Source organism: Pantoea sp. MBD-2R (genome assembly GCF_039134845.1).
Lineage (GTDB): Bacteria > Pseudomonadota > Gammaproteobacteria > Enterobacterales > Enterobacteriaceae > Erwinia.
Genome location: NZ_CP152417.1, coordinates 677,891 through 701,817, shown reverse-complemented (window position 1 = coordinate 701,817; position 23,927 = coordinate 677,891). Strand labels below are relative to the sequence as shown.

Below are 23,927 nucleotides of genomic sequence, written 5' to 3'. Positions count from 1 at the left end.
GCGAAAACAATTAGCTTTGCGGGTTAAGCAGCCATACACCTTCTTTATCGACGGTGATGCTCTGAGCGCGGGTGTGGCCACCGTTGCTGATGCTGAAGCGATAGTCGCCCGGCGGCAGTTGCAGCATGGCGAAACCGTTCGGCGACGGCACCAGCGCCTGCGGGTTGCCGTTCATCGCCACTTCGTCGCCCGGCAGCAGCTTGATATAGATCTGCGCGACCGGTTCCGGCGGTGGGGGTGGCGCAGCCGGTTCGTTATGCTGAGCGGCTGGTGCCGCCGTACTCGCGGTGGCTGCCGGTGCCTGGCTGGCAGCTGGCGGCCGGGCCGTCTCCGTGGTGGAAGCCGTTTGCGGCTGGTCATCGCTACCGCCACCGGCGATCAGCGCCCCCACACCAATCCCCACCAGCACACCTGCCGCAATCAGCCCTGGCACCATAAAGCGCTTCAGCCCGGCGGTTTTGCTTGCTGCTGCCGCTTCTTCTTCTGCAACCGGCACCAGCATCGTGCCAGGCCCGCTGACGTTTACTTCAAAGATCTCGTTGATATCGCCAGGAGAAAGCTCCATCAGCGCGGCCAGCTGATCGACCGTCTGCGGACGATCTTCCGGTTGCAGCGCCAGCGCCCGGTCAATAGCATGCAGCAGCGGCAGCGAGTAGCCTTCCGGCTTCAGCTGAACCAGCGGCTGATAGTTGTCTTCGATGCTGCGCACCACGCTCACCGGCGGCGGCGCGCCAACAATCAGCGTATGCAGCACCGCGCCCAGCGCGTAGATGTCAGTCCAGGTCCCCTGCTCGCTCTCGTTGTCGTCGCTGTACTGCTCAATCGGCGCAAAGCCCGGCTTGAGCATGGTCTCCGTTTCATCGGACAGGTTGCCAATCGCTTTTCGCGCTGAACCGAAGTCCAGCAGCACCGGCACGCCATTCTCCTGGATTTGAATGTTATCCAGCGAGATATCGCGATGCAGATACCCTTCCTGATGAATGGTGTTGATCGCACCAAACAGCGGCGGCAGCAGGCAGCGGATCCAGGCTTCGCTGATCATCTCCGGGCGCAGATTGTGCAGCTGAGACAGCGTGGTGCCGCTGTAAAACGCGGTACCCATATAAGCGGTGTCGTTCTGCACCCAGAAGCGCAGCACGTGCAGCAGGTTCGGATGGTTAAAGCGCGCCAGCAGACGCGCTTCCTGAATAAAGCTGTTCAGTCCGGCGTGGAAAGTTTTGCTGAAGCGCTCGCTGCGCAGCACCAGCGTCAGGTCATCGTTACGCACTGCCAGCGAGGCGGGCATAAACTCTTTAATCGCGATGGTGCGTTCCAGCTGATGATCCCAGGCTCGATAGACGATGCCAAAGCCGCCGCCGCCAATCACTTCCTTGATTTCAAACTCGTTAAAGCGGTAGCCCACCGGCAGCGCATTGTGGATCGCTCGCGGTTTATCTTGTTCTGACATAATGGACAACTCTCTGATAGGTACAGGCTTACGCCTCAAACTGACACTGGAACTCGCCGTCGTGCAGGCTTACGCGCAGGCGTTTGTAGTGTTCTTCGTTACTGCTGGCGACCAGCAGCATCTGGCTCATCTGCGGCAGCAGCGTATTGGTAAGGATGGCGTCGACCATACGGCCCCCGGATTCTACCTCAGTACAGCGCTGAACGATAAGGTCGATCACGCTGTCATCGACTTCAGAAGTGATGCCGTGGTTTTGCTCAAGACGTCGCTGAACGCGCTTCAGTTGTAAACGAACAATGCTGGCCAGCATCTCATCGCTCAGCGGGTAGTAAGGCACCACCAGCAGGCGACCCAGCAAGGCAGGCGGGAAAACTTCCAGCAGCGGTGCCCGCAGCGCACCCGCCAGCGCGTCCGGCTCCGGCATCAAATCCGGATCGGCGCACATCGCGCTGATAAGCTGCGTGCCGACGTTGGAGGTCAGAATAATTAACGTATTACGGAAATCGATGTGCCGGCCTTCGCCATCCTCCATCCAGCCTTTATCAAATACCTGGAAGAAGATTTCATGCACGTCCGGGTGCGCTTTCTCAATTTCATCCAGCAGCACCACGCTGTAAGGACGACGACGCACGGCCTCGGTCAGTACGCCGCCTTCGCCGTAACCGACATAGCCCGGAGGCGCGCCCTTCAGGGTGGAAACGGTGTGGGCTTCCTGGAATTCGCTCATGTTGATGGTGATGATGTTCTGCTCGCCGCCGTACAGCGTTTCCGCCAGCGCCAGCGCGGTTTCGGTTTTACCCACGCCGGAAGGGCCACAGAGCATAAACACGCCGACCGGCTTGTTTGGATCGTCCAGTTTTGCACGGGAAGTACGAACGCGTTTGGCAATCAGATCCAGACCGTGACGCTGACCAATCACGCGCTCGTTCAGCGTGTCCGCCAGCTTCAATACCGCTTCAATTTCGTTTTTCACCATACGGCCCAGCGGGATCCCGGTCCAGTCGGAGACCACCGCAGCAACAACGTTCGCCTCCACGGCGGCGAACAGCAGCGGCGCTTCGCCCTGCAACGCTTTCAGCTGCTGCTGGCGTTCGGCAAGCTGCTGATGGATAGCCGCAATATCTTCCGCTTCGTCTCCATGTAGCTGCGCGCGCAGCGCGATAATGCCATCGACCAGTTCGCGCTCTGACTGCCAGCGGTGGGTCAGTTCGTCACGCTGCACCGCCAGTTCGGCGAGCTGCTCGTTTAGCCTGGTCACGCGGGCGGCATCGCCAATCGCCACTTTCGCTTCGCGTTCGGCAATCTCTTTTTCAATCTCCAGCGCGTGGATGCGGTGCAGGCAATCTTCCAGCTGCGGCGGCTGCGCGCTCTGACTCACGGCCACGCGGGCGCAGGCGGTATCCAGCAGCGCCACGGCTTTGTCCGGCAGCTGGCGAGCAGGAATGTAGCGGTGGGAAAGCTTCACGGCGGCGGCAACGGCTTCATCCAGCAGCAGCACGTGGTGATGTTTTTCCAGCGGGCTGACGGTGCTGCGCAGCATCAGCAGCGCTTTTTCTTCGTCAGGCTCCTGCACCTGCACCGTCTGGAAACGCCGCGTTAACGCCGGATCTTTCTCGATATACTTTTTGTATTCCGCCCAGGTAGTGGCACCGATAGTACGCAGCTGGCCACGCGCCAGTGCCGGTTTCAGCAGGTTAGCGGCATCGCCGGTGCCCTGCTGGCCGCCCGCGCCTACCAGCGTATGGATTTCGTCGATAAACAGAATGATTGGCGTTGGGCTGGATTGCACTTCATTGATCAGCGCCTGAAGGCGCGCCTCGAACTCGCCCTTCATGCCTGCGCCTGCCTGTAACATGCCGATATCCAGCAGCCACAGCTGTACGTTTTGCAACGGCTCCGGCACGTCGCCCGCTGCCATCCGCAGCGCCAGCCCTTCCACCACCGCCGTTTTACCCACGCCCGCTTCACCGGTGAGCAGCGGGTTGTTCTGGCGACGACGCATCAGGATGTCCACCATCTGGCGGATCTCTTCGTCACGGCCGGCAACCGGATCGATTTTGCCTTCGCGCGCCCGCGCAGTCAGATCCTGAGCATACTGCGCCAGCGTGCTTTGCTGCTGCGGCACCGCGCCATCGGTCTGTCGCGGCGCGGCGGTAACCTGCTGCGCCTCTTTGCTGTTGGCAAACACGCTGTCGAACTGTTCCAGCAGCGCGTCGGCGCTGATGCGGCTGAACTGAGATGAGATGCCCTTCAGCAGGTTCGCCAGGTTAAAGGTTTTCAGCATGCCGATCAGCAGATGGCCACCACGGATTTGCTGCACGCCAAACTTCAGCGAGCCATAGACCCAGGCGCGTTCAACCGCGCTGTCGATGTGCTCGGACAAATCGGATACCGCACTTGCGCCGCGCGGCAGGCGATCCAGCGCCGCCACGATATCGCGGGTTAGCGCATCTTCATCCAGTGAAAAATGGCGGATCAGCTGTTGCAGATCCCCATCCTGCTGCTGCATCAGCTGATGCAGCCAGTGCACCAGCTCTACATAAGGGTTGCCGCGCAGTTTACAAAAGGCGGTAGCGCTTTCCAGCGAGGTAAATAACAGCGTATCCAGTTTGCCGAACAGTACGGCGCGGCTGATTTCTGACATGGTTAATCCAAATTAGGTGGCGGATGGAATAAAATAGCTGTGACGCAGAATAGTTCTGAAATCGCGTCGTTTTCGGCGCGGATTTTTTTGGCTGGTTTTTATTATCAATAAGAACCAGCCGTCTTAAAATTAAATCAGAAAAGAGAAATATTCATCACTTTTTATTTTTCTTACCAAAGCTTCTGACGGGCAGAAAAAAGAGATAAGAAAGACAAAAAAACAAAGCGCAAAACCGTAAAAAATCGCTATCCAAAGGGAAAAGTGAAAAGAACGCATAGACTTTTGCCATACCATACTGGAATATCCAATATTGAATACTCGCACAAAGGAACACAGTAAAGAAAGCAATGACCTTGAAATAAGGTGTGATGTTATCGTTATTAATCTTTAAAAAGAGAAAAACAAAGAAAAGGGTTAACGATATGATGACATAAGAAATCAGGACCCAACCGCCTTCCTGCTGAAGGCCGATCTCATTATACATTATTGTGTTTCCTTACTGAGCTGATGAACACCATAGACTGTTGCAATATTGGTCAACATCTCAGCCCCCAAAGAGACTTTGCCCATCGTTTGCCAGCCCCGGATAAAATCAGAGTTAATATTTTTGAAAAGGCGAAAAGCGTCCTCTCTCAGCACCAGTCTACCCAAACCATAACTTGAGAGCGCTAAATCTACCCCTGCGTATGCGTAGTCAGCATTCTTACCATTATATCCAAGTAGCTGTGCGGCCTTGTGATATCCCTGTCGGGCAAAGCCCTGTTTTTCTCTTTGGAAAAGCAAATAATATCCACTTTCATAAAAGTTGTTAAAGCCATGTGTAATAAGCGGAGCACCAAAGGCTATACAAGCCGTACCCAAAGATGCGGCGCAAACGCCAAATCCTGAGAATATTTGTGTACCACCGCCAATAAATCCTATTTGTTTTAAAATTAGCTGATTTCTGCCTTCCCTTTCTCTCTTTTCGACGGCAGCATACTGCAAGGCTTTTTGCATATAAACCTTAGATTGCTGCTCTTTTAAATAGGCTATTTCCCTGTTCAGCCTTTCGATGCCGCCTCTTACTGATAAGCAATTTATCCCTATATCTCTGACAACGTCATCAATAACCTCATCTATTTCCCGGAGGAAAAGCTGCCTTGATTGTGCATTGAATAGAAAACGCATCCCAAGCGTGTTGCTCAGGATATTTATTTCTTTAATCTGTTGACTCAGTTTTTCTTTAATTGAATTGGCATTCAACATCTTACACTCCTTGTGTTTTTAATAATCCCTGTTAATGTTCGACGATCTTATATAAATTGAGAGCACTATACCGCTTCCTTTCCCTTTGGTATAGATTTCAAACAGACAACAAAGCCTTACCCTTCGCCGCAACGATTTTACTTCGCTGAGGTCGTTTCAGGACTGAACACCATTTCCCCGCGCGGCTGCGGAATAGCCGCTTTGCCGAGCCAGCAGCTTTGTCCCAGCCGGGCCTGGCCGCCAAGGGTGACGCCTTTCACCTCTTCCGCTGCCAGAATCAGCCGTACATCCCAGACGTACTCAATGCCCAGATACTGCCTTACCCAGTCACGCAGCTGAACCGCCCAGGGTGCGCGGGGCAGAAAACGGTTGTAGTTAGCCAGCGTCAGCGGCCCCAGTTCGATGCGGATTTTGTGTTGCACATCGCGTACCGCCACGCCGAGAAACATCGATTCGCCCAGCTTCGGCATTCTTCTGCCTGCGCCCAGCCTTGCGCGATCGCGCGCTTCAATCGGCAGCCAGTGCGGCACGTTTTCTACCAGCGTCACCGGTACGTTGAAATAGTGGCTGAGGATCTTCTGTAACCCTTCTGCATCCCGCCCGTGGCGGGTGAGATGTCCGGCCACGGCAAAGCGCGAGTGGTCGCTGAGGCTGCCCTTAGCCAACTGCCCCGGCTGCCCCATACCGATCAGGCTGGCGAGATAGCGCTCGAACTGCTGATTATCGGTACGATCCAGCGAAACGGTTGGCTGCGCATCGGCCCAGGCACGATAAAACAGCAGCGTCAGGCGGTGATGAAACAGGTCGGCAAAGGCCGACAGGCTGCGATCCTGATGATGCGTGATGCGCTCACGGGCGTATTCAGTCAGATGCGTTGGCAATGGGCCGTTAGGGCCAAACAGGCCGAAGCTGGCGATAGAGATATCGTGCAGCGCGCTGTTTTCACGCTCGCTTGCTTTCGTTAGCGTGGCGGGCGCAAAGGCCAGCGAAGGCTCCTGACCAATACGCAGAGGTTCGTGGCGCGGCTGAGGCGCACGCCCCAGCGGATAACGTTCGCCGCCCTGCGCGTCCAGCCGGCGCAGCAGCTGGAAAAGATCGTAGCGCCAGGGCGCAAGCCGGACCGCAGACCAGAACGTTGCCGGCAAACGTTTTGCACTAAGAATTTGCAGGCTGTCGGTCATATCAGCGCCCTTTTGCCCATTCGCGGTGGCCAGTAGCCTACTTCGCCACGCTGCTGGCTGGTCAGCGTCATTTCCGTAAAGCCGTTCATCGCCACCAGCCGGGAAAAGACCCGCTCCAGCACGCTACCCAGTAACCACGGACTGGAACCGGAAAACGCCTGTTCGTCGACGTTCAGTTCAATGCCAATGCCACGGGCAAAGACGATCGGGCCAGGTTCCGGCACCCGACGGTTGACCGCTTTCAGCTGGCAGTGGCGAATGCCTTCTATCTGCCTCGCCACCGGCGCCTCCGCCAGATTGGCATACAGCCCCAGCAGCTGGCGCAGCGCCGATGCGCCCTGTCCGTCGTCACCATCCATCAGGCTGAGATAATTCATCTGTAAATGGCTGATTAGCCGCCAGGTCGTTAAGCCTTCCGCCAGCGCCGGCCGTGGCGCAGTCGGTCCACATTTAAACGACAGTTTTCCTACGGGAATCGAGTCCGGCATCATGAAGTTGCCCTGATCCTGCTGCAACAGCATCAGCGGCAAATCACGACTGGTACACATCACTTCGGCGGTGAGGTGACGCAGATCGTCACGCCACGGCGAATGGCGCTCGTCCACCAGCGACAGGAACACCTCCGAGCCAATATAGCCGGTTCGCGTGCCGAAACGCTGGGCGCGTTCCGACAGCGTGCGCTGTTCCCGACGCAGCGAGAAGTAGGCCCCGTAGTCGCCTTCATCCTGTCCGAAGGTGCTCCAGAATGGCCGGAAAACCTGCTCGCCGCGCTGCTTGTCGCCGGTGGCGTACAGCTTTTGCACCGAGTAGATTTCGTAGTCCAGCGGACGAATGTTATCGACCACCAGATGGTATTCATGGACGCTTTCGCTGATTTTTTGCCGTTCCGCCGTTTTGGGGAATAGGTTAATCACTGGCGTACAGTGCAGCGCCAGATGGCTTTTATCCACCACGCGCTCCAGCGCCGCATCGGCTTTATCCAGCAACAGCACAATCTCGAAGGCTTTCACGTCCGGCCCGCATTTGCCCAACAGGCCGCGCAGCTGGCTGATGCTGATAAACTGGAAGCGCGCCGGGAAAGCAAAGTACTCCTGCAACAGACGGTAGCCGTCAAAGTTACGCAGATCGTCCGGCAGCAACGCCTGGTCCGCGGCAAAGCCCTCCTGCTGGAGCGCATCGTCACCCAGCACCACCCGCTGTGGCTGCGCCTCAACCGTCTGGCAGAAGCTGCCAACCGTGTGCTGCATCACCAGCTCAAGCAGCTGCTGCGCCTGGATATCCGGGCCGCTGAGAAAGAACATCAGGTTGTCGAAAGTCAGGTGATTCAGCGCCACTTCACTGAAGCATTCCAGACGGATACGCAGTGCGCTGACCGCACCGCGCTGTCCCAGCTGGCTCAGCGGAATATCGGCAGGAACACCGCCCAGCTCGACGTTGCTGATGCGCAGCGGTTGCAGCATTACGTCATGCGCCGTCGCATAGCTACAGGTGACGCCGTTTTTTTTCAGCGTCTGACTGTCCATCATCGTGCCGCGTGGCACCTTAAAACCGCCGCTGATATCGCCTTTTTTACTGTCGGGATGCAGTTCCGCAATCGCCATCGACGGCGTGGGCGCAAGATAGTTCGGCGCGATCATCTCCAGCAGACGCTGGGAGAAACGCGGGAACTCCGCGTCCATCTTTAACTGCACGCGGGAAGTCAGGAAGGCAAACCCCTCCATCAGCCGTTCGACATAAGGGTCGGCCACGTCAATGCCGCGCATTCCCAGCCGTCCGGCCACTTTCGGATAACGTTCCGCAAACTCTGCGCCCATCTCGCGCAGATAGGCCAGTTCGCGGTTGTAATAATCGAGCAGTTTGCTGTCCATGATTACCCTACGTCTTTCAGCTCAAAATGGCCGTTTTCCAGGTCCAGATCGGTACGAAACAAAAACTCCAGCGGATAAGGCACGCACCACAGTCGCCCTTTGATCTCAATCGACAGGACGTTGTGCAGGCTCAGCGAGCTGGTGTCCGACACGCAGCGCACCTGCAACCCGGCGGGCAAAATACGCGGCTCGAAGTGCAGAATCGAGTTGGTCAACTTGCGCTGAATATCAGACACTTCGATATCGGACATGCGCTGTCCGGCCAGCGGCGAGACGCCAAAGTTGTAAGCCGAACGCTGCACGTGAGGAAACGGAGACAAATCCTGCTGCGCTTCGTTGTTGATGCTGTTAAACAACCACTGAAGGTCGCGCAGCACGTTGCGACGCAGCGCGCTGTGAGAGATCACCCGGTTGCTGGCGGACTCCTGCTCTTTGTCCGGCTCGTTATCCGTTAAGCGGTCCAGCAGCGAAGGCTGCATTTTGTCGCGAACGTTCGGCGCTTCCGGCTTGTTGCGATAGCGATAGCCACCGTGCAGCAAATCGTGCCCCTGCGGCTTGTTAAGATCGATATCACTCATCTTGCGCGCCTGTCTCAGCGAAGCTCAGCTGTTCCAGCGTGAGCAGCGGGTAGTCGGCGTCTTCGCTTAGCCAGGTTTTTTGACCATGGCCGATATACTGCGCCGATTCTGCCAGCGGCGACCATTCGGTGACGGCGGCGAGACGCAGATTATCCGCCGCCTCTGCGCTAAACGGATAGCGCACCGGCAGCTGGCAAACCTGTTCGCTGCCGTCGATCAGCACCACCCGCGTATGGCGCCAGACCAAATCGGTGACGCTCGCCGGTGGCAGAAAATGCAGCTCGCTGATGGCGGCAAACGGCAGCCAGGTGTACTGGCCGTTGACCATCAGTTCGCAGATCGGGCCAAGGCGGCCATCGCCATCCATCAGCCACGCCACCGCCTGCGTACCCTCCTGCACGTTAATCAGGCCAGGATTGATCGGCGCAGCGTCAAACGCCGTTGCACGCAGCGCGGCGGCCTGCTCAGCCTGCCCTTTTGCCTCCGCTTGCAGCGCGCTCAGCAGCGCTTCCGCCCAGCCAAAGGCTTCGCCGGGCATCCGCGGCGAGGCTTCACCGGCAAACACGGCCGCACGCTGTACTTCACCCGCAATAGCCTGTTCAAGCAGCGTTACCGTCGGTTTGGCCTGCGGCTTCAGCGCCAGCCAGGATTTCAGCTGGGTGTTCGCCCGCTTCCAGTTGCCCGCCACGCACAGCAGCTGGACAAAGGCCGCGCGCAGATCGGCATCCGCCGGACGGCTTTTGATGTCGCCTTCGACACGAGCCAGCGTGTCGCTCAGTGACGCACCGGCCATCAGTTGATTAAGAGAGTACATAGGCTTTCCTTGTGACGGGCGGTGAACTAAAGGGTTTTGAACGAACCGGCAGCCGGATCTTTCAGCTGCGGATGGATTTCATCCACCAGCTTGATAGTCAGACTGCTTTTGTTGTTCAGATAGGGCGACCAGACTTTACGCACTTCGTCGAGACGGGCCTTCAGGCCGCTTTCGTCGCGGGCATCCTGCTGGCTGATCTGCACAACCACCGTGCCGTTAGCCTGCCAGCCGTTGATCTCTGGCGCATAAGGAACAATCATCCAGCTTTGCGGCGATTTTTCGTCGCTCAGCACCATGCGCTCATTATTAACGGTGGTGATTTGCATGCTGCGCCCAAACGCTTTGCTGCTCAGGCCAGCCACCGGGAAACCTTGCAGGAAGCTGACGCGGATATTTTTCGCCGCGCCTTTGCCCATCTGCGCAATCTGGCTTTCGCCGCTCAGCCAGCCGTCGTCGCCACAGGTCACGCCGCCTTTCGCCGGTACGAACAGCGCGCTGGTTTCAGCGCTGCTGCGCCAGTAGGTGCGGAAGTGGCAACCATCAAGCAGGCTGAACTGGATGTACGGTGTGGTATCGGCAGGCGGTGAGAGATCTTCTGCGTTCACCACCGGCGCGGCTGGCGGCGCTTCGGCGACCGGAGCCTGAGCCTGAGCCTGAGCCTGAGCCTGAGCCTGAGCCTGAGCCTGAGCCTGAGCCTGAGCAGGAACCGCTGCGGCGACGGGCGCCTCTGGCTCAACCTTAATTGCCCAGTCCTGCGCTTTCTCAGCACTGCCCTGAGCCAGCGTTTTGCCGTTTTGATCGTTCATCTTCCAGTGAACGGTTTTCAGCGTGGCACAACGCGTTTCCAGCAGGTTGCCTACGCGCGGCAGGAAGTTTTTCAGCACGTCTGGGTTTTTGGTGCCGCTGCTTACGATGCGCAGCGGCAGCTCGTTTTTACACCAGCTGGCGGCTGACTGATCGCGAACGTTATCAATCCAGATATCGAGCTTAAGCTTTGGAGAGGTAACAACGCGATAATCCTGCGCCCACGCACTGGAAGCGATAAGCAGTGAAAGCGCGCCTGGTAGCCAATATTTCATAATTTTTTAAGGCCTGTATTAATCACGAAGGGGGAGAAACTGGGCTGCTTCAGAGAGTGAATGCAGCAATGTTGTGTCCTGCGGGTCGCCAACCCAAACGGCAATAGCGCTGTAGTTATCCTGACTGACGTCCGACTGCTGCTCGTTTTTACGGATCACTTCCTGCATTAGCGTTAGCCATTCATCCGGCGTGTTGACCATATGTAACGATTGCTGCATATGGTCGCGCGAGAGCGCGTGCCAGAAACCATCGGTGCAGAGCAAAAAGGCGTCGCCATCTTCAATCGGCACCACGTCGCTGTAGCTGGCATCACGCTCCTCATCGCCCATTCCCAGCGCAAAGTAGAGCAGATTGCTGTTGATGCCTTCGGTCTGATGACCGGCATCTTTCATCTGCTGTACCAGGCTGTGATCGGTGGTGACATGATACAGATAACCACGACGAAACAGATACAGTCGGCTGTCGCCCGCGTGCGCCCAGTAGGCCAGCTCGTAATCGCGATCGATAAACAGGCCGACCAGGGTAGTACCCATGCGTTTGTAGTCACTGACCGCTTTTTGCTGCTGGCGGATTGCGTCGTTGGCGTCGTTAACGTACTGGCGGATACGCTGCGCATCCAGATGCTGGTCGCCGTCGAAACGGTCCAGGATAGTATTGCGCGCCAGTTCTGCCGCAACGTCACCGCCGGGCAGTCCTGCCACGCCGTCACAGACGACGAAGCAGGCCGATCGATCGCCGATATGCTCTCCGGTCTGATCCTGGTTGCTTTCGCGCGCTCCCTGGTGCGACATAGAGGCCATGGTGATATTCATCATTCTTCCGATCTGATTTGAGAGTCTTTGTACTGGTTCACTTCCATGTCATAAGCATGCAAAAACGCTTCGCCAAACAGGGTATGGAAGTCATCTTCGATTTCACCAGCCGTCTCGTCGTAGCGTTTGGTGAAATGTTCCCACAGCGCGGCTTTGCGGCTGCCCGGTAGCGAAAGGCGCGAGGTCACGCCCTGCTGCTTCGCCTCTTCTTCCAGCTGCTGTGGGTTAAAGGATTGCAGCATAGAGGCGATGATGGCGCGGATCCCGGCGATCATGCCCAGCTGGTGCGCCTGAAGATCAACCAGCGCATCGCGTACCGACTGTTTCGGCGGCATAAAGCCCGGCATGCGGCTGCCGAACATCTGCATCAGCACCGATTTGCCCGATGGCAACAGCTTGAACGGGTTGTTCGCTTCGTCAAGGATCACCGTCATTTCCGCTTTTACGCCACGCTTGAGGATCGAGCGGGATGATAGCAGCGCCACGGTGCCCTGCGAGAACATGCTGAGCATTTGCCCCAGTTCCTGCATTGATTCGCTGTCGAAGCGCGGCGTGGGTTGCAGATCTTTCAGCCCCATGCCGCCCATCAGCGCTTCGAGCAGTTCGCCATCCAGCTGCTGGCCACCGGAGGAAGAGGCTGCCTGCTGCGGTGCCGGATTAGAGACCGGATCGATGCGCAGACGTCCTTTCGGCGGCGGCGTAGTGTTGCGGGCAACGGCCTGAGGCGTGGGTAAGGTGATACCGCCGTAATCCTGCTGATGCGCAGGCGCATCATCCGGCAGATCATCAAACAACGGCGAGCTGGACAACGGCGCGGTAGAGGCGTCATCGAACCCTGATGAACTGGCCGGATCCTGCTGCACCTGCTGGTGGTCAGCAGTGGATGGCTGCGCAGGCGGTTCGTCGAATAGCGGCGATTTGTCAGCAGCGTTCTGCTCGTCGAGCAGCGGCAATTTATCGGCAGGGTTCTGCTCAGCGAACAGCGGCGAGTGGCTGAAGGCGTCTTCTGGGAGGCCGTCAAACAGTGAGCCGTTGCCGGAATCATTTCGCTGCTCATTGCAGAGTGGCGAGTGGCTGAAGGCGTCCTGCGAGCGGGAAGCAGACTGGGCGCTTCTCTCATCGTCAAAGTCGCTGTCCAGCGCTTTTGGCGTGGGCGGAACAAACGCATCATGCTTAGCCGACTGCGGTGGATTAGCAGGTTTTTCATCCAGCGGCGTTAACGGGACGGCGCTGCCGGTCATCAGGCCCAACGGGTCGTCGCTGTTAAGCTGCGCCGGGGTGCTGCCGCCGCCAAACAGCGCCAGCGGATCCACTTCATCCGCTTTCGCCGACCGGGACTGGGCAGGCTGCTGCGTCAGCGTGCCTGGCGTGCTGTCGTCAAAAATGCTGCGCTGATTGAACAGAGGATCGTCGTTGAACAGCGAGTCAGGCGTTTGATCGCGACGATCCAGATTCAGCGCGTTTGACTGGCGGGCAAACTGCGCCAGTGGATCGACCGGGTTACGATCCTGAGCCGTTTCGGTCAGCGGATTCGCGCCGGTTGGTGCGGGCTTGCTGCGGCTGCTGGAAAGGCTGTCAGTGATGGAGAATTCCTGCGCCAGGCTGTCCCAGATTTCCGTTGGGATGGCGGCAGGCTTGCTTTCCTGTGGCGCGGCAGGTTTAGCCACAGGCGCTGGCCGGGCAATCGGCGCGTGTGCAGGCTGTGCTGGACGAGCTGCCGACGCCAGTTCACTGACCTGGAGGCGATAGTCGTCGATGCTGAGGATATCGCCTTCTTGCAGGTCGACCTGACGGCCGCGCTCAAGCGGGATGTCGTTCAGATGCACCAGCGTGACGTTGCCACGGTTGGTGATGCGGCATTCACCATCGGCGGTGATATGCACAATTGCTTGGAGACGGGAAATGGTGCGGTCATCGTCGGGCAAGACCAGGTTGTTATCGGCACCGCGGCCGATGGTGCCGCCTGGCGGCAGAAAGTCACAGCTGCTCTGTGGCGGCTGATGACCCGGTTTGGTCGCTATTATCGTAAATCGCATAACGTTTTCCTGCGTTAGAGTGTTACCCGGGAGCATAAGGATGCAGGGTAATTCGGCGTTCAAACTATGCCGGTCTTGGTAAAACCGGCTGAGTTTGCAGACAGAACAAGGACGCACCGGGCGCTGGCGCGAGGGCGTTACCTGCTGCCGTGGCGCCGGGCGCTGGCGCGAGGGCGTTGCCTGCTACCGTGGCGCCGGGCGCTGGCGCGAGGGCATTGCCTGCTACCGTGGCGCCGGGCACTGGCGCGAGGGGCATGGGCCGTCCAGAAAGACGCAAAAAGCGGCATCCCTGCCAGCTCGACACGGGCCGTCCATGGCCCGTGACGCTTTCTTACCGGCCCATGCCCCTCGCGCTTATATATCAGTGTCTTTTGTGGCAAAAATCTGAGGACGTTTAAAAAAAATCCAAAATTATTTAGTTTGGGGAAATTAATTAAGCGTTCCGGTTTCGCTATCCAGAACCTGATCGCCCTGGCTGATATTCATAGTCCAGACTTTAAAATCGTTGGTAATAAAGGAGTACGTATAATTTTCATTATTAAATACGTATCCACGAAAATCACAGGCATCCGGGCAGTTAACGTTAATGCTTTTGCCCTGAAGCAGAATGTGATTTCCTGTACGTTTACTCTTTGAATCCAGCGTCACGTCATCGCAGCCGACATTGCCTTCCGAACACCAGTTGGTGATGCGGGCGATATATTTCTTACTGTCGAAGGTTTCAGACGTGCCGGGATGGGCAGCATAAAATTGGCGGATTTTAGGGACGCTATCGACTACTGCATAATTCACTCTTTCCGTCAGCGCGTTATCCACCACCACCGATCCGGTACGAGGATTGATCGCCAGCACAACGGGCACCAGCGCGGTTTCAACAATGGTGGTGCCGGTGTAAATCAGCGCGACTTTAATCTCTTCATCACCCGGTTGAGAAATCACGCCGACGCTTTTCACATCCTCACACGCCTCGCCTTTCCACTGCGCAAAGCCAATGGTCGGAATGGTGCGGGTAACGGTTTTGCCCTCACGCGACCAGCCGATAAAGCAGGCATTCATATCGGCCCGCAGCAATCCTTTTGCCGGAACCAGCACGCCCAGCAGTTCACCGTTATTTTTTAGGGCGAAAGTTTGCTGCCTGAAAGGCTCCGCGCCAGCAATATCAAGCGAGAGCGCTTTAGCTGCTAAAGAATCTTGCAGTGGTACAGCATCAAATGCCGCCAGTTTCGGGCTGGCCGTGGCAATGTTGATGCTGAATAAGGCAAGGAGAGTGATAAGTAGCTTCATGTCGTATTCCGGTAAAAATGTCAAAGACTGACGGGGCTGACGATAGCTCTCGCTAAGAACATTCACTCGATCATTCATATTTCATCTACGCGATATTCTTAAGTATGCATATTGAAACTGGTGAGCTGCCTTTTGCCCCGGAAGGGTTATTTGTATTATTCAGCGCCAGCTAAGCCAGCGCTATAATTCATTACTTACCTGTCTTTTAACATTCTTGATAAAATTAAATATTTTCCGCAAGATTATTGAATTTTAAGACAGTCCCTGTTTTGAGGATTTCTCTATATTGTATTTATAAACAACCCGCCGTGAGCGAGATTGCCAGCACATTGCCAGGCATGGCAATCCATTTAAATTGGTCAGTATATTATTTAAAAAAGAGGGGTTATTTAGCCGGGGCCAAAGGCACCATAGTTCCCTCGACAGGATCATCTTTATCACTCAGCATTTGCCCGGTTTCCTGATCGACCAGAACGTTGAATAAACGAGGCTGCGTTTGCGGATCGCCCGGACAGCGGCCGCCGTGTTTTTCAACGATGCTGACCAGATCAAGTCCCGGCTCAGCATTCTTCGTAAGCAGATAGTCGGTACAGGCCGGATCGGTAACCAGATGTTCTTTTTCAACGGTAGTTTTTACCTGCTTCACTACAGGATTTTTTTCAATCATGGACGATGACGCATCGGTAGCCAGTGCACACCCCGTTACCGTCAGCATAGCGGCGGCCAGACAAATTTTAATGCTGAAATTTGGATTTTTCATTTTCTTTTTATTCCTGAAAAAAAGCATTACTGGTGCGTTGCATTTTTAAAAGTACCTGAGGTTGCTATCTCTGGCGCATCATAATCTTTAAGACCATTTACACGTATAATACTCAGAATAAGTTTCTCATATTTTGGATTAGTCGCATATCCCGCCGTTGCCACAACATGGATAAACTTTTCAGGATCATTACGAAAAGCAAATGCGCCCGCATAACGTCTGTTAGTTGCAAGGAAGCGACCATAATCATCAGCCGCTTCCTCAAGTGAATCATAGGCGCGGAAGCCATCCGTGATTTTCTCTGACTTTTTGCCGTAGTTCTCATGAGTTGTGACCGTAACAGACTTTCCGTGGGGTGATTTACCTTTTATGCCGAAAAACATATTGCCGGGTGCACGCGTACCCCAGGTCGACTCAAGTGCTCCCTGAGCAAGCGTTACGGCAATCGGCACGCCCCATCGGGCCTTCACGTTAATTGCAGCGGGTAATGCACGATTGAACCAGGCAATCTTATGGTTTGCCGGTCGAGCCGATGCCTGCTGCTGTAGGTATCTGGCTGCCGCACTATCAGGTTTAATGTGAACAGTTTCGTGGCTGGCAGTACTGCGTGCAGAATTTACCTGTTGCGCCGTCTGATGAGCAGTATGGCTTAGCATACGCTGCGTGCGGCCATTACGGTCGACCACCCCATCGGCATGTATCATATGGGCTGAATCCCGTTGAAATTGCTCAATGCGGGCCTGGGTTTTTGGGCCAAACAGGCCATCTTCATGCAGGATTGCACCATGATCCTCATGAGCCGCCCGGTTCAACAATATCTGTACTTTTTTTACATCATCGCGATGATTTGGCTGCCCTGCACCAACCGCAGCACTTAGTTTCCAACGCATACTGGTTCCTTTGCTAAATTGAAATACCTGATAGGGTTTTATACGCCCAACGTTTCTTTTATTAAAATCACTAAATGTGATTGCTTTTTATTCAGATCGATAACGCATAAAAATATAAAATCAATAAAAGCAATATATAAAAATCACCATAAATATAAAAAACAATATCGTAATAGCAAATATCACCCTGTAGAAAGAATGAAGACTCAGCATCCAGGCTATCTTTTCAGGTGGTAGGTTTTGCACAAAGCAATAGGCTTCCTTATGTACCAATTCCCCCCGTACCCAATGCATCCTTACGCCTTTATACAATCTGATAAAATAGATTATTTTTTGATAATTTGCGTAAGAACCACAAAGTGAGGCCATCCTGGTAGCTGTATCAAGCTGCAAGTCTTTCCCTCTAAACTGACTGAGAAATTCTTCATAATCTGACTCTTTTTTTTTGAACCAGATATTGGCAACAGCATAAAGCATGATCAATAAGAAAAAGAGAAAAATTAACATATAAGCTGTAAAATTTTCCAGAGTCATGATAGCTCTTCCGTAAACAATCACTCTTTCATTCACAATTTAATTGTATTGTTCAAAAGCGTTTTAAGCATCTTCACTTTGTGAAATGAGTGTAAATTTCAATACGTTAAAATCACCTTTAACAGCACCCGTTAATTTCATACTCAAGTCTTCATTAATGAGCTTGTCGCTATCATTGTCTAAATCACTGCATTTCAAATAACCTATTTTTTGAGAACGGGAACCTGGTTTTGAGGCATTGTAGATATCCCTCAGAGACGTGGTTTATAGTTTTGCTTTCTTTTGCGAATGCCGCAAGTGAAAATAAGCAAATTAGTAAGATAGATATTCCCTTTACCATACTTAGATCCATCTACAAATTTTTTACAGTCAAAGCCAGGAAAAATAAAAATTTAAAAGCTATTCTCCCGCGCTAAATGGAATAAAGTATACTCCCATCCATTTAGAGACAGATATGCAAGCAAGAAACAGCATTGCTATTAAAATTTGAAATTTAAATATACCGTGAAAAGAAACCACCCATTTAAAATCACTATGAGCATTGTCGATAAGATATTTTTTAGCATGAGGATCAATGCAGCGACCCTCTTTGATTTTAAAGTGCTTTCCTTTCAATATCATATTCAAAATAGAAATTTTAAAACCAAAACCCCAACGAGTCGTAAAATGAATAATCACTCATTAACAAATACCCTTTATCAATTAATACCTGAAAGGCATATTGCAACTTATTTTTATTCTTTTTATAAAAATAATAAAGATAGAGAACAGAAGCAGCCAACAGCAAGAAAAACAAATTCCAGGCATATTACTAAATAGAGCCAATCCACTTCTCTTACCTTTATAAAGAAAATGATAAATATCGCTACCCTATAGTTATGATGATTAACAAAATATCATTTTAATAAGTTTTTTTTAACCACATTATAAATGAGGATGTCTTTAGGATAGTAAATTTTTAGCTATGAAAAACCACTACCATTAACTTTACTACAAAGTTGTTATTAAATGAAACTTAGTAGTTATAAACTACGCTATGAATAAAGCATGAAATAAGCGTTATACACAGCAATGTACTTTGTATAAAGTAATTCCTTCTCCACTCCCACATCCATTTTACTTCTTCGGCAGGTCTTGATTGAATATATCTGTAACAACGTTCGTCAACCAACACACCTTTTGCAGCATATATTTTTTTATTTTTTAGCAACCGAACAAAAAAAGCAATTTTTAAGTAGAAAAAAAGAAAACCTAAATGTTCACTAACTTTTGTTATTGAATCGACAAAAAGCCCCTGTTCACGATATTTTTTTAAGAAACGTTCATAATTTCTCAGATTTTTTTTATAAGATACCCAAGAGCAAATTAATGATGCTGCAAAAAGCACTGCAAACGCGATTACAACGAGGAAAGCTAAGTGTTCTGTATTCATAGGATCCAGTCCATAAAATAATCCGTTCCTTTTTCTGCTACAGCGCCTGATGCTGTACCAGCGGCAACCCCACCCACAATACCGCAAGCCAGGGTTCCAACGCCACCAGATGCCAGGCCTATGGCTACGCAAAAAGTGGCAGCACCAGTTGCACCTACGGCTCCTCCGTACATACTGGCCGCTGTACTCAATCCAAATTTGGTATATTCCCTTACCGCGACCTTTTTACACTCCCCCTCTCTTCCGGTTGTGCAGGCATGATGAACTTCATTAGTCGTGTTGAGCCCGGCAAAGCCAATCGCGACCCACCCGCCCATTTTCATATATTTTGCTGCACCAGATGCACGATCAATGTAGCTGGAGTAACCTTTTATTGCCCCAATACCGGCCGTTTGCCAGTCATGAACAATGGAGCGGCTTGATAAATTCAAAGCACGTTTGAGATCGTCATAAGGCCGAAACTTCAGTGCGCTTTTCGCCAATCCGTTAAGATGCCCTTCCAGTTCAGCAAAAAGTCGGGCACGTTCACTGAAAAACTGCTGACTAATAAGCGAGCCTTGGGTTCTAAATTGATTTTGATAAGTAATTTCAATCTGCTTCAGTTTCTCAGCAATCCTGGAAAAGTATTTTTCGCCAGCGTCGCTAACTGTTCCCGTTGATTTATCAAGGATATTCGTCAGTGCTGCTATAGTGCCGTAATGCGTGTTCAAAAAACTCGAGGTTTCTGCATCTGTGGTTGCCAAAGCATGATCTACTTTTCGCTTTGCTTTTCTAAGGTTTTCAATTTGTGAGCTTTGGTTCTTGTTATTGGGATCGGCCACAATCAATAACTGCCCAGGTTTTACCCAAGATGTATTGCTATTTAGCTGCATAAATAGCATTGCAGCTTCTCTATTTTTATCCCGGAAGAGCTCACAGGCTTGTGAACTTAGCGTTCCTGGCTGCTGAGCAATACAAAACCCAGGTTGAACATTCGAATCCTTTTGATTATTCATGGCCGTTCTTCTTTTAATTTGAAGCTTGAAAATAAGCTCAAAAAATCACTCAAGCTCATTTTTAAATTTCTTATTAAAACCCACTCCATAAGGAGTGGGCACAAACAAACTTATGCTTCTTTGTTTTCTTTGATGTTCCAGCCAGCGCTGCTTTCTGCGCCTTTACCGCCGGAAGAGCTCTGCTCCCAGTACTGCTGCTTCACTTTAGAAGCCTGGAAGGAGTAAGTCATACCCAGCGTATCGCCGTTGTCTGAACCATTGTAGTTAACAGTGGTGACCAGAACGTCTTCCAGGGTGATGCGTGCGTACTCAACCTGAGTACCGCCAGCTTTACAGACAGACAGCTCAACTTTAGTGATGTGCTTACCGCTGGCGCAGTTCTTCAGCAGGGCGGTAACAGACTTGTCGATCAGCGCGTTAACGTGCAGGTCGTTGAAGTTAACTTTACCGGCACCGCCGCCGCCGCCAACAGACATGTTGCCTGGTTGAGAAGCCCCCCAGGAGAAAGAAGTAATATCGGTCCAGCCGGTGTGGTTAGAATCTTTAGATTCGCCAGTAACACCGTCAACCTTCATAAACATATCAATAGCCATTATTTTCTACTCTTTATTGATTAACAATTTTGCTTTAAGAAAAGCAGCGACAGGACAAACAGGAAAACAAGGGCCAAAAAACCTTCCCTTGATTTACTTTTGCCTCGTTTCCGAAGAACTTTTAGGATCGTTCAGAAATTTGATTGCCCGTTCCGGGGTAAAATTTATTAAGTTGAAGAACACAACGTGGGGATAAATAAATTAACATCATCTTTGCTAATAACTAATGCAAAGCGTACTTAAGGATATAGACAAGTAAAAAGAATTAACTCAGACTAATGGCGAAATTTATCAACAGCTTCAGGGACGTGTTAAATGAAAAGGTTCGCCCTTCACTTTTTGCTGATTATCGCCTTACTTATATCAGTCTTTGCTTTATGCAATACCTTTATGTCCGTTATATCGGTCATTATCACCGACGATATTAACGTTGATTCTTCAGCGTATCTTTTTGGTAAATTCGTGTTTACTGCACTATGCTGCGGCCTGAGCTGGCTGTTACGTAAATACATCCGCAAGTCAGGCCTGCGTTGATAAATGAAATAATGAGGCGAATGCCTTCGCCCCGTTATTAAATTTTCTCAGCCTTAAGCATCATCACTTTTCAGTGAAGGCAGTTTAGAGACCAGACGCAGCGACACGGTCAGGCCTTCCAGCTGGTAGTGCGGACGCAGGAAGAATTTCGCGGCGTAGTAGCCCGGGTTGTCTTCCAGCTCTTCCACCAGCACTTCGGCAGAAGCCAGCGGCTTGCGGGATTTGGTTTCCTGCGAGGAGTTGGCCGGATCGCCATCCACGTAGTTCATCACCCAGTCGTTCAGCCAGCGTTCCATCTCTTCGCGCTCGCGGAAAGAACCGATCTTGTCGCGCACGATGCACTTCAGGTAGTGCGCAAAGCGGCAGCAGGCGAACAGGTACGGCAGGCGCGCGGCCAGACGTGCGTTAGCGGTGGCGTCCGGATCGTGATATTCCGCAGGCTTTTGCAGCGACTGCGCGCCAATAAAAGCGGCGAAGTCAGAGTTTTTGCGGTGTACCAGCGGCATAAAGCCGTTTTTTGCCAGCTCGGCTTCACGACGATCGCTGATAGCGATTTCGGTTGGGCATTTCATGTCCACGCCGCCATCATCGCTTGGGAAAGTGTGGCAAGGCAGGTTTTCTACCGCGCCGCCCGATTCCACGCCGCGAATAGAGGTACACCAGCCAAACTCTTTGAAGGAGCGGTTGATGTTAGCCGCCATCGCATAAGCTGCGTTGGTCCAGGTGTAGTTACCGTGATCCGCGCCTTCGGTTTCTTCTTCAAAATCGAAGCTGTCGACCGGGTTGCTGCGAATGCCGTAAGGCAGACGAGACAGGAAGCGAGGCATAACCATGCCCAGATAGCGCGCGTCTTCTGACTCACGCAGGCTGCGCCAGGCGGCATATTCGCTGTTCTGGAAGATTTTGGTCAGGTCGCGTGGGTTTGCCAGCTCCTGCCAGGACTCCATCTGCATCACGCCCGGCGCGGTGCCGGTGATGAACGGGCAGTGAGACGCCGCGCCGATGCGCGCCATTTCGCTCAGCAGCTCAACGTCCTGCGGGCTGTGATCGAAGTAGTAGTCGCCCACCAGGCAGCCAAACGGCTCGCCGCCAAACTGGCCATACTCTTCTTCGTAGATTTTCTTGAAGATCGGGCTCTGGTCCCAGCCCACGCCTTTATAACGCTTCAGCGTGCGGCCCAGCTCCTGCTTGGAGATGCTCATAAAGCGAATCTTCAGCATCTCGTCGGTTTCGGTGTTGTTGACCAGGTAGCTCAGGCCGCGCCACGCGCCTTCCAGTTTCTGGAAATCGTCGTGATGGATGATCTGATTAACCTGCTTCGACAGCTTCTCGTCGATCTCAGCAATCAGCGCCTGAATGGTGCGATAGGCATCGTCAGAAACCGTAACGGTGTTTTCCAGCGCCTGCTGCGCCAGCGTTTTTACCGCGCTTTCTACCGCATCACGGGCAGAGTCGGTTTTAGGACGAAATTCTTTGTTCAGCAGCGCGCTGAATTCGTCCTGGCTGTATGCCTGTGGCTGTTGCTGTTGGTCAAGTTGGGAAGAGTTGCTCATTACTCGTCTCCGTCTTTAGTCGCGTCAGATTGTTTTGGCAGATGGCTCAGCGATTTCAGCAGCGTTGGATCCTGTAGGATTTTAGCGATCAGCTCTTCCGCGCCGTTTTTGCCGTCCATATAGGTCAGCAGGTTGGAAAGCTGAGTTCGCGCGTCGAGCAGCTTGTTCAGCGGCTCGACGTTACGGGCTACCGCATCCGGCGAGAAATCTTCCATGCTGTTGAAGGTCAGATCGATGTTCAGATTACCTTCACCGGTCAGGGTGTTTTCTGCCTGGAACGCGACGCGTGGCTTCAGCGATTTCATGCGCTCGTCGAAATTGTCGATGTCGATTTCGAGGAATTTACGCTCATCGACGGCTGGCAGCCCTTCAACAGGCTTGCCGACCAGATCGGCCAAAACGCCCATAACAAAAGGCAGCTGAATTTTACGTTCCGCACCATAGATCTCTACGTCGTACTCAATCTGAACGCGCGGCGCGCGGTTGCGGGCGATAAATTTTTGCCCGCTGGATTTACCAGCCATGATGTTCTCCAAGGGTATGTGCGATTAAAAATTTAACGAAGCGACTGGGTCGCAGGGGTGATTTATTCAGTGCAGGCGCGAGGAATGTCAGGGTTATCAGTCGCGACGTCCGAAAATATTTTCCAGCTGATGCACGCCGTCCGGGGCCAGATCGCGAATAATGCTCATAAAGTCCATTTCCACCATCCGCTGTACGCGGTCAATCATCAGCGGTGCCGGATGGCTCGGTTCGTGCTGAACAAAATAGTGCTTCACTTTTTCCAGCATCAGTTGCGCATCGGCACGTGAGGTGAGCTGCACGCTGCGCCAGTCCGCTTCCACGCGAGGTGCTTTAGCCGGCTGGTTTTGCGGCGGCGCACTTGCCGCCTCTTCTGCTGTAGAGGTGGTGGGCATCAGCATAGTGAGGTCGGTCATTTCACACGCCTGCGCCACGGTATTCACCGTTTTCAGCAGCTGTTCCATTTCCGGCACGCCGCTCTCGCCCAGGTGTTCAGTCAGCGTTTCACGAATGGTTTGTAACCGCTCACTTATGCTGAGGATAGCGGCGATACCCGGTTGTTCACCGCGAGCAAGCTCATCCAGCAGCCGCGCGCTGCCGCCGGGAAATTCAGGACATTCGCTTTTGCTGCCGTCGAGCAGGCTACAGGCATCACGCAGGGAAAGCTGGTCGGAGGCGTTACGCAGCAGCAGCGACTGACGTAAAGCGAGCGTTAGTGCTGACTTATCACTGAGAGACGCCAGCGCGTTGATGCGGTAAAAAGGATCGTACTGCCCGTCCTCTTCCAGCACCGGCCACAGCGGTTCCCAGTAAAGCAGCAGCGACTGTTTAATCAGTTGAAGGCCGTCGGCATAGCCGCTCAGGCCGCGCAGCTGCGTCCAGGCACGCGTCAGCGCCAGCATCACGCGCAGGTCTTTGGTGCGGGTCAGCAGGCCGCTGGCCAGCTTCTCAACTTTGTTCCAGTCGGCGGGTTCCGCAGGAATGATGGTGTCGCCAAACTGCTGCTCCGCTTTGCCCGCGCTGGCCTGCTCCATAGCCATGTAGTCAGCGTCATACTCGAGGTTCTCCCCACACGGCTGGTCATTACTGACAGGAGCCAGTAACTCATCAATATTCATGGCGATT

23 protein-coding genes are annotated in these 23,927 nt (G+C 53.1%); 1 reads left to right on the top strand and 22 read right to left on the bottom strand.

The annotated features are described in order from the left end of the window. Nucleotides 1-10: 10 nt before the first annotated feature. The 11 genes from AAGQ96_RS03205 to tagH all read right to left on the bottom strand — a co-directional run bounded on the left by AAGQ96_RS03205 (nucleotide 11) and on the right by tagH (nucleotide 13,705). A complete protein-coding gene (locus AAGQ96_RS03205; RefSeq protein ID WP_342754833.1) occupies nucleotides 11-1,447 on the bottom strand; it encodes a serine/threonine-protein kinase in 1,437 nt (478 codons plus the stop codon). A 28-nt stretch (nucleotides 1,448-1,475) separates the two neighbouring features. Beyond that, entirely contained in the window at nucleotides 1,476-4,091 is a 2,616-nt protein-coding gene (gene tssH, locus AAGQ96_RS03200) for a type VI secretion system ATPase TssH (RefSeq protein ID WP_342754832.1), read from the bottom strand. Nucleotides 4,092-4,245: 154 nt separating this feature from the next. Next, on the bottom strand, nucleotides 4,246-4,575 hold the full coding sequence (locus tag AAGQ96_RS03195; protein WP_342754831.1) for a hypothetical protein: 330 nt from the start codon (nucleotides 4,573-4,575) through the stop codon (nucleotides 4,246-4,248). Further along, nucleotides 4,575-5,336 (bottom strand): DUF4225 domain-containing protein, encoded by a 762-nt coding sequence (locus tag AAGQ96_RS03190; RefSeq protein WP_342754830.1) that lies wholly within the window; start codon nucleotides 5,334-5,336, stop codon nucleotides 4,575-4,577. Before AAGQ96_RS03190 ends, AAGQ96_RS03195 begins: the two co-directional genes overlap by 1 nt. A gap of 137 nt (nucleotides 5,337-5,473) precedes the next feature. Beyond that, complete coding sequence (gene tssG, locus AAGQ96_RS03185; RefSeq protein ID WP_342754829.1) at nucleotides 5,474-6,517, bottom strand: type VI secretion system baseplate subunit TssG; 1,044 nt, start codon at nucleotides 6,515-6,517, stop codon at nucleotides 5,474-5,476. After that, nucleotides 6,514-8,385: a type VI secretion system baseplate subunit TssF gene (gene tssF / locus AAGQ96_RS03180; RefSeq protein WP_342754828.1), complete on the bottom strand. Its 1,872-nt coding sequence runs from the start codon at nucleotides 8,383-8,385 to the stop codon at nucleotides 6,514-6,516. Before tssF ends, tssG begins: the two co-directional genes overlap by 4 nt. 2 nt (nucleotides 8,386-8,387) lie before the next feature. Continuing rightward, nucleotides 8,388-8,963 carry a type VI secretion system baseplate subunit TssE gene (gene tssE / locus AAGQ96_RS03175; RefSeq protein ID WP_342754827.1) on the bottom strand — a complete coding sequence of 192 codons (576 nt, stop codon included), beginning with the start codon at nucleotides 8,961-8,963 and terminating at the stop codon, nucleotides 8,388-8,390. Then, nucleotides 8,956-9,777, bottom strand: a complete 822-nt coding sequence (locus tag AAGQ96_RS03170) for a type VI secretion system accessory protein TagJ (RefSeq protein ID WP_147194931.1) — start codon at nucleotides 9,775-9,777, stop codon at nucleotides 8,956-8,958. The genes tssE and AAGQ96_RS03170 overlap by 8 nt, the downstream gene beginning before the upstream one ends. A 26-nt stretch (nucleotides 9,778-9,803) precedes the next feature. Further along, the gene (locus tag AAGQ96_RS03165) at nucleotides 9,804-10,856 is read right to left on the bottom strand and encodes a hypothetical protein (protein WP_342754826.1); all 1,053 of its coding nucleotides are present in this window, start codon (nucleotides 10,854-10,856) and stop codon (nucleotides 9,804-9,806) included. 18 nt (nucleotides 10,857-10,874) lie between these two features. Then, the gene (locus AAGQ96_RS03160) at nucleotides 10,875-11,669 is read right to left on the bottom strand and encodes a protein phosphatase 2C domain-containing protein (RefSeq protein ID WP_147200510.1); all 795 of its coding nucleotides are present in this window, start codon (nucleotides 11,667-11,669) and stop codon (nucleotides 10,875-10,877) included. Continuing rightward, complete coding sequence (gene tagH, locus AAGQ96_RS03155) at nucleotides 11,669-13,705, bottom strand: type VI secretion system-associated FHA domain protein TagH (protein WP_342754825.1); 2,037 nt, start codon at nucleotides 13,703-13,705, stop codon at nucleotides 11,669-11,671. Before tagH ends, AAGQ96_RS03160 begins: the two co-directional genes overlap by 1 nt. 66 nt (nucleotides 13,706-13,771) lie before the next feature. On the opposite strand from tagH, the gene AAGQ96_RS03150 reads away from it, so the two are divergent. Continuing rightward, nucleotides 13,772-14,029: a hypothetical protein gene (locus tag AAGQ96_RS03150; RefSeq protein ID WP_342754824.1), complete on the top strand. Its 258-nt coding sequence runs from the start codon at nucleotides 13,772-13,774 to the stop codon at nucleotides 14,027-14,029. A gap of 105 nt (nucleotides 14,030-14,134) precedes the next feature. Here AAGQ96_RS03150 and AAGQ96_RS03145 read toward each other — a convergent pair whose 3' ends face one another. The 11 genes from AAGQ96_RS03145 to tssA all read right to left on the bottom strand — a co-directional run bounded on the left by AAGQ96_RS03145 (nucleotide 14,135) and on the right by tssA (nucleotide 23,920). Then, nucleotides 14,135-14,989, bottom strand: coding sequence for a hypothetical protein (locus AAGQ96_RS03145; RefSeq protein WP_342754823.1), 855 nt, complete (start codon nucleotides 14,987-14,989; stop codon nucleotides 14,135-14,137). 385 nt (nucleotides 14,990-15,374) lie between these two features. Beyond that, nucleotides 15,375-15,749, bottom strand: coding sequence for a hypothetical protein (locus tag AAGQ96_RS03140; protein ID WP_254446304.1), 375 nt, complete (start codon nucleotides 15,747-15,749; stop codon nucleotides 15,375-15,377). Nucleotides 15,750-15,775: 26 nt separating this feature from the next. Then, the gene (locus AAGQ96_RS03135) at nucleotides 15,776-16,639 is read right to left on the bottom strand and encodes a glucosaminidase domain-containing protein (protein ID WP_147194917.1); all 864 of its coding nucleotides are present in this window, start codon (nucleotides 16,637-16,639) and stop codon (nucleotides 15,776-15,778) included. Nucleotides 16,640-16,759: 120 nt separating this feature from the next. Next, entirely contained in the window at nucleotides 16,760-17,173 is a 414-nt protein-coding gene (locus tag AAGQ96_RS03130; RefSeq protein WP_342754822.1) for a hypothetical protein, read from the bottom strand. 399 nt (nucleotides 17,174-17,572) lie between these two features. After that, nucleotides 17,573-17,851 carry a hypothetical protein gene (locus tag AAGQ96_RS03125; RefSeq protein WP_342754821.1) on the bottom strand — a complete coding sequence of 93 codons (279 nt, stop codon included), beginning with the start codon at nucleotides 17,849-17,851 and terminating at the stop codon, nucleotides 17,573-17,575. Nucleotides 17,852-18,188: 337 nt separating this feature from the next. Continuing rightward, nucleotides 18,189-18,605: a hypothetical protein gene (locus AAGQ96_RS03120; protein WP_342754820.1), complete on the bottom strand. Its 417-nt coding sequence runs from the start codon at nucleotides 18,603-18,605 to the stop codon at nucleotides 18,189-18,191. After that, nucleotides 18,602-19,600 (bottom strand): hypothetical protein, encoded by a 999-nt coding sequence (locus AAGQ96_RS03115; RefSeq protein ID WP_342754819.1) that lies wholly within the window; start codon nucleotides 19,598-19,600, stop codon nucleotides 18,602-18,604. The genes AAGQ96_RS03120 and AAGQ96_RS03115 overlap by 4 nt, the downstream gene beginning before the upstream one ends. Nucleotides 19,601-19,710: 110 nt before the next feature. Then, nucleotides 19,711-20,193 (bottom strand): type VI secretion system tube protein Hcp, encoded by a 483-nt coding sequence (locus AAGQ96_RS03110; RefSeq protein WP_342754818.1) that lies wholly within the window; start codon nucleotides 20,191-20,193, stop codon nucleotides 19,711-19,713. A gap of 587 nt (nucleotides 20,194-20,780) precedes the next feature. Beyond that, on the bottom strand, nucleotides 20,781-22,280 hold the full coding sequence (tssC, locus tag AAGQ96_RS03105; RefSeq protein WP_147194888.1) for a type VI secretion system contractile sheath large subunit: 1,500 nt from the start codon (nucleotides 22,278-22,280) through the stop codon (nucleotides 20,781-20,783). Then, a complete protein-coding gene (tssB, locus tag AAGQ96_RS03100; protein ID WP_147194885.1) occupies nucleotides 22,280-22,804 on the bottom strand; it encodes a type VI secretion system contractile sheath small subunit in 525 nt (174 codons plus the stop codon). The genes tssC and tssB overlap by 1 nt, the downstream gene beginning before the upstream one ends. Before the next feature lie 96 nt (nucleotides 22,805-22,900). Next, entirely contained in the window at nucleotides 22,901-23,920 is a 1,020-nt protein-coding gene (gene tssA, locus AAGQ96_RS03095; RefSeq protein ID WP_147194882.1) for a type VI secretion system protein TssA, read from the bottom strand. Nucleotides 23,921-23,927 lie beyond the last annotated feature (7 nt).

What these genes read in the sequence shown, in the direction of transcription:
- AAGQ96_RS03205 (WP_342754833.1), bottom strand. Translation starts at nt 1,447, where the DNA reads ATGTCAGAACAAGATAAACCGCGAGCGATCCACAATGCGCTGCCGGTG.
- tssH (WP_342754832.1), bottom strand. Translation starts at nt 4,091, where the DNA reads ATGTCAGAAATCAGCCGCGCCGTACTGTTCGGCAAACTGGATACGCTG.
- AAGQ96_RS03195 (WP_342754831.1), bottom strand. Translation starts at nt 4,575, where the DNA reads ATGTATAATGAGATCGGCCTTCAGCAGGAAGGCGGTTGGGTCCTGATT.
- AAGQ96_RS03190 (WP_342754830.1), bottom strand. Translation starts at nt 5,336, where the DNA reads ATGTTGAATGCCAATTCAATTAAAGAAAAACTGAGTCAACAGATTAAA.
- tssG (WP_342754829.1), bottom strand. Translation starts at nt 6,517, where the DNA reads ATGACCGACAGCCTGCAAATTCTTAGTGCAAAACGTTTGCCGGCAACG.
- tssF (WP_342754828.1), bottom strand. Translation starts at nt 8,385, where the DNA reads ATGGACAGCAAACTGCTCGATTATTACAACCGCGAACTGGCCTATCTG.
- tssE (WP_342754827.1), bottom strand. Translation starts at nt 8,963, where the DNA reads ATGAGTGATATCGATCTTAACAAGCCGCAGGGGCACGATTTGCTGCAC.
- AAGQ96_RS03170 (WP_147194931.1), bottom strand. Translation starts at nt 9,777, where the DNA reads ATGTACTCTCTTAATCAACTGATGGCCGGTGCGTCACTGAGCGACACG.
- AAGQ96_RS03165 (WP_342754826.1), bottom strand. Translation starts at nt 10,856, where the DNA reads ATGAAATATTGGCTACCAGGCGCGCTTTCACTGCTTATCGCTTCCAGT.
- AAGQ96_RS03160 (WP_147200510.1), bottom strand. Translation starts at nt 11,669, where the DNA reads ATGAATATCACCATGGCCTCTATGTCGCACCAGGGAGCGCGCGAAAGC.
- tagH (WP_342754825.1), bottom strand. Translation starts at nt 13,705, where the DNA reads ATGCGATTTACGATAATAGCGACCAAACCGGGTCATCAGCCGCCACAG.
- AAGQ96_RS03150 (WP_342754824.1), top strand. Translation starts at nt 13,772, where the DNA reads ATGCCGGTCTTGGTAAAACCGGCTGAGTTTGCAGACAGAACAAGGACG.
- AAGQ96_RS03145 (WP_342754823.1), bottom strand. Translation starts at nt 14,989, where the DNA reads ATGAAGCTACTTATCACTCTCCTTGCCTTATTCAGCATCAACATTGCC.
- AAGQ96_RS03140 (WP_254446304.1), bottom strand. Translation starts at nt 15,749, where the DNA reads ATGAAAAATCCAAATTTCAGCATTAAAATTTGTCTGGCCGCCGCTATG.
- AAGQ96_RS03135 (WP_147194917.1), bottom strand. Translation starts at nt 16,639, where the DNA reads ATGCGTTGGAAACTAAGTGCTGCGGTTGGTGCAGGGCAGCCAAATCAT.
- AAGQ96_RS03130 (WP_342754822.1), bottom strand. Translation starts at nt 17,173, where the DNA reads ATGACTCTGGAAAATTTTACAGCTTATATGTTAATTTTTCTCTTTTTC.
- AAGQ96_RS03120 (WP_342754820.1), bottom strand. Translation starts at nt 18,605, where the DNA reads ATGAATACAGAACACTTAGCTTTCCTCGTTGTAATCGCGTTTGCAGTG.
- AAGQ96_RS03115 (WP_342754819.1), bottom strand. Translation starts at nt 19,600, where the DNA reads ATGAATAATCAAAAGGATTCGAATGTTCAACCTGGGTTTTGTATTGCT.
- AAGQ96_RS03110 (WP_342754818.1), bottom strand. Translation starts at nt 20,193, where the DNA reads ATGGCTATTGATATGTTTATGAAGGTTGACGGTGTTACTGGCGAATCT.
- tssC (WP_147194888.1), bottom strand. Translation starts at nt 22,280, where the DNA reads ATGAGCAACTCTTCCCAACTTGACCAACAGCAACAGCCACAGGCATAC.
- tssB (WP_147194885.1), bottom strand. Translation starts at nt 22,804, where the DNA reads ATGGCTGGTAAATCCAGCGGGCAAAAATTTATCGCCCGCAACCGCGCG.
- tssA (WP_147194882.1), bottom strand. Translation starts at nt 23,920, where the DNA reads ATGAATATTGATGAGTTACTGGCTCCTGTCAGTAATGACCAGCCGTGT.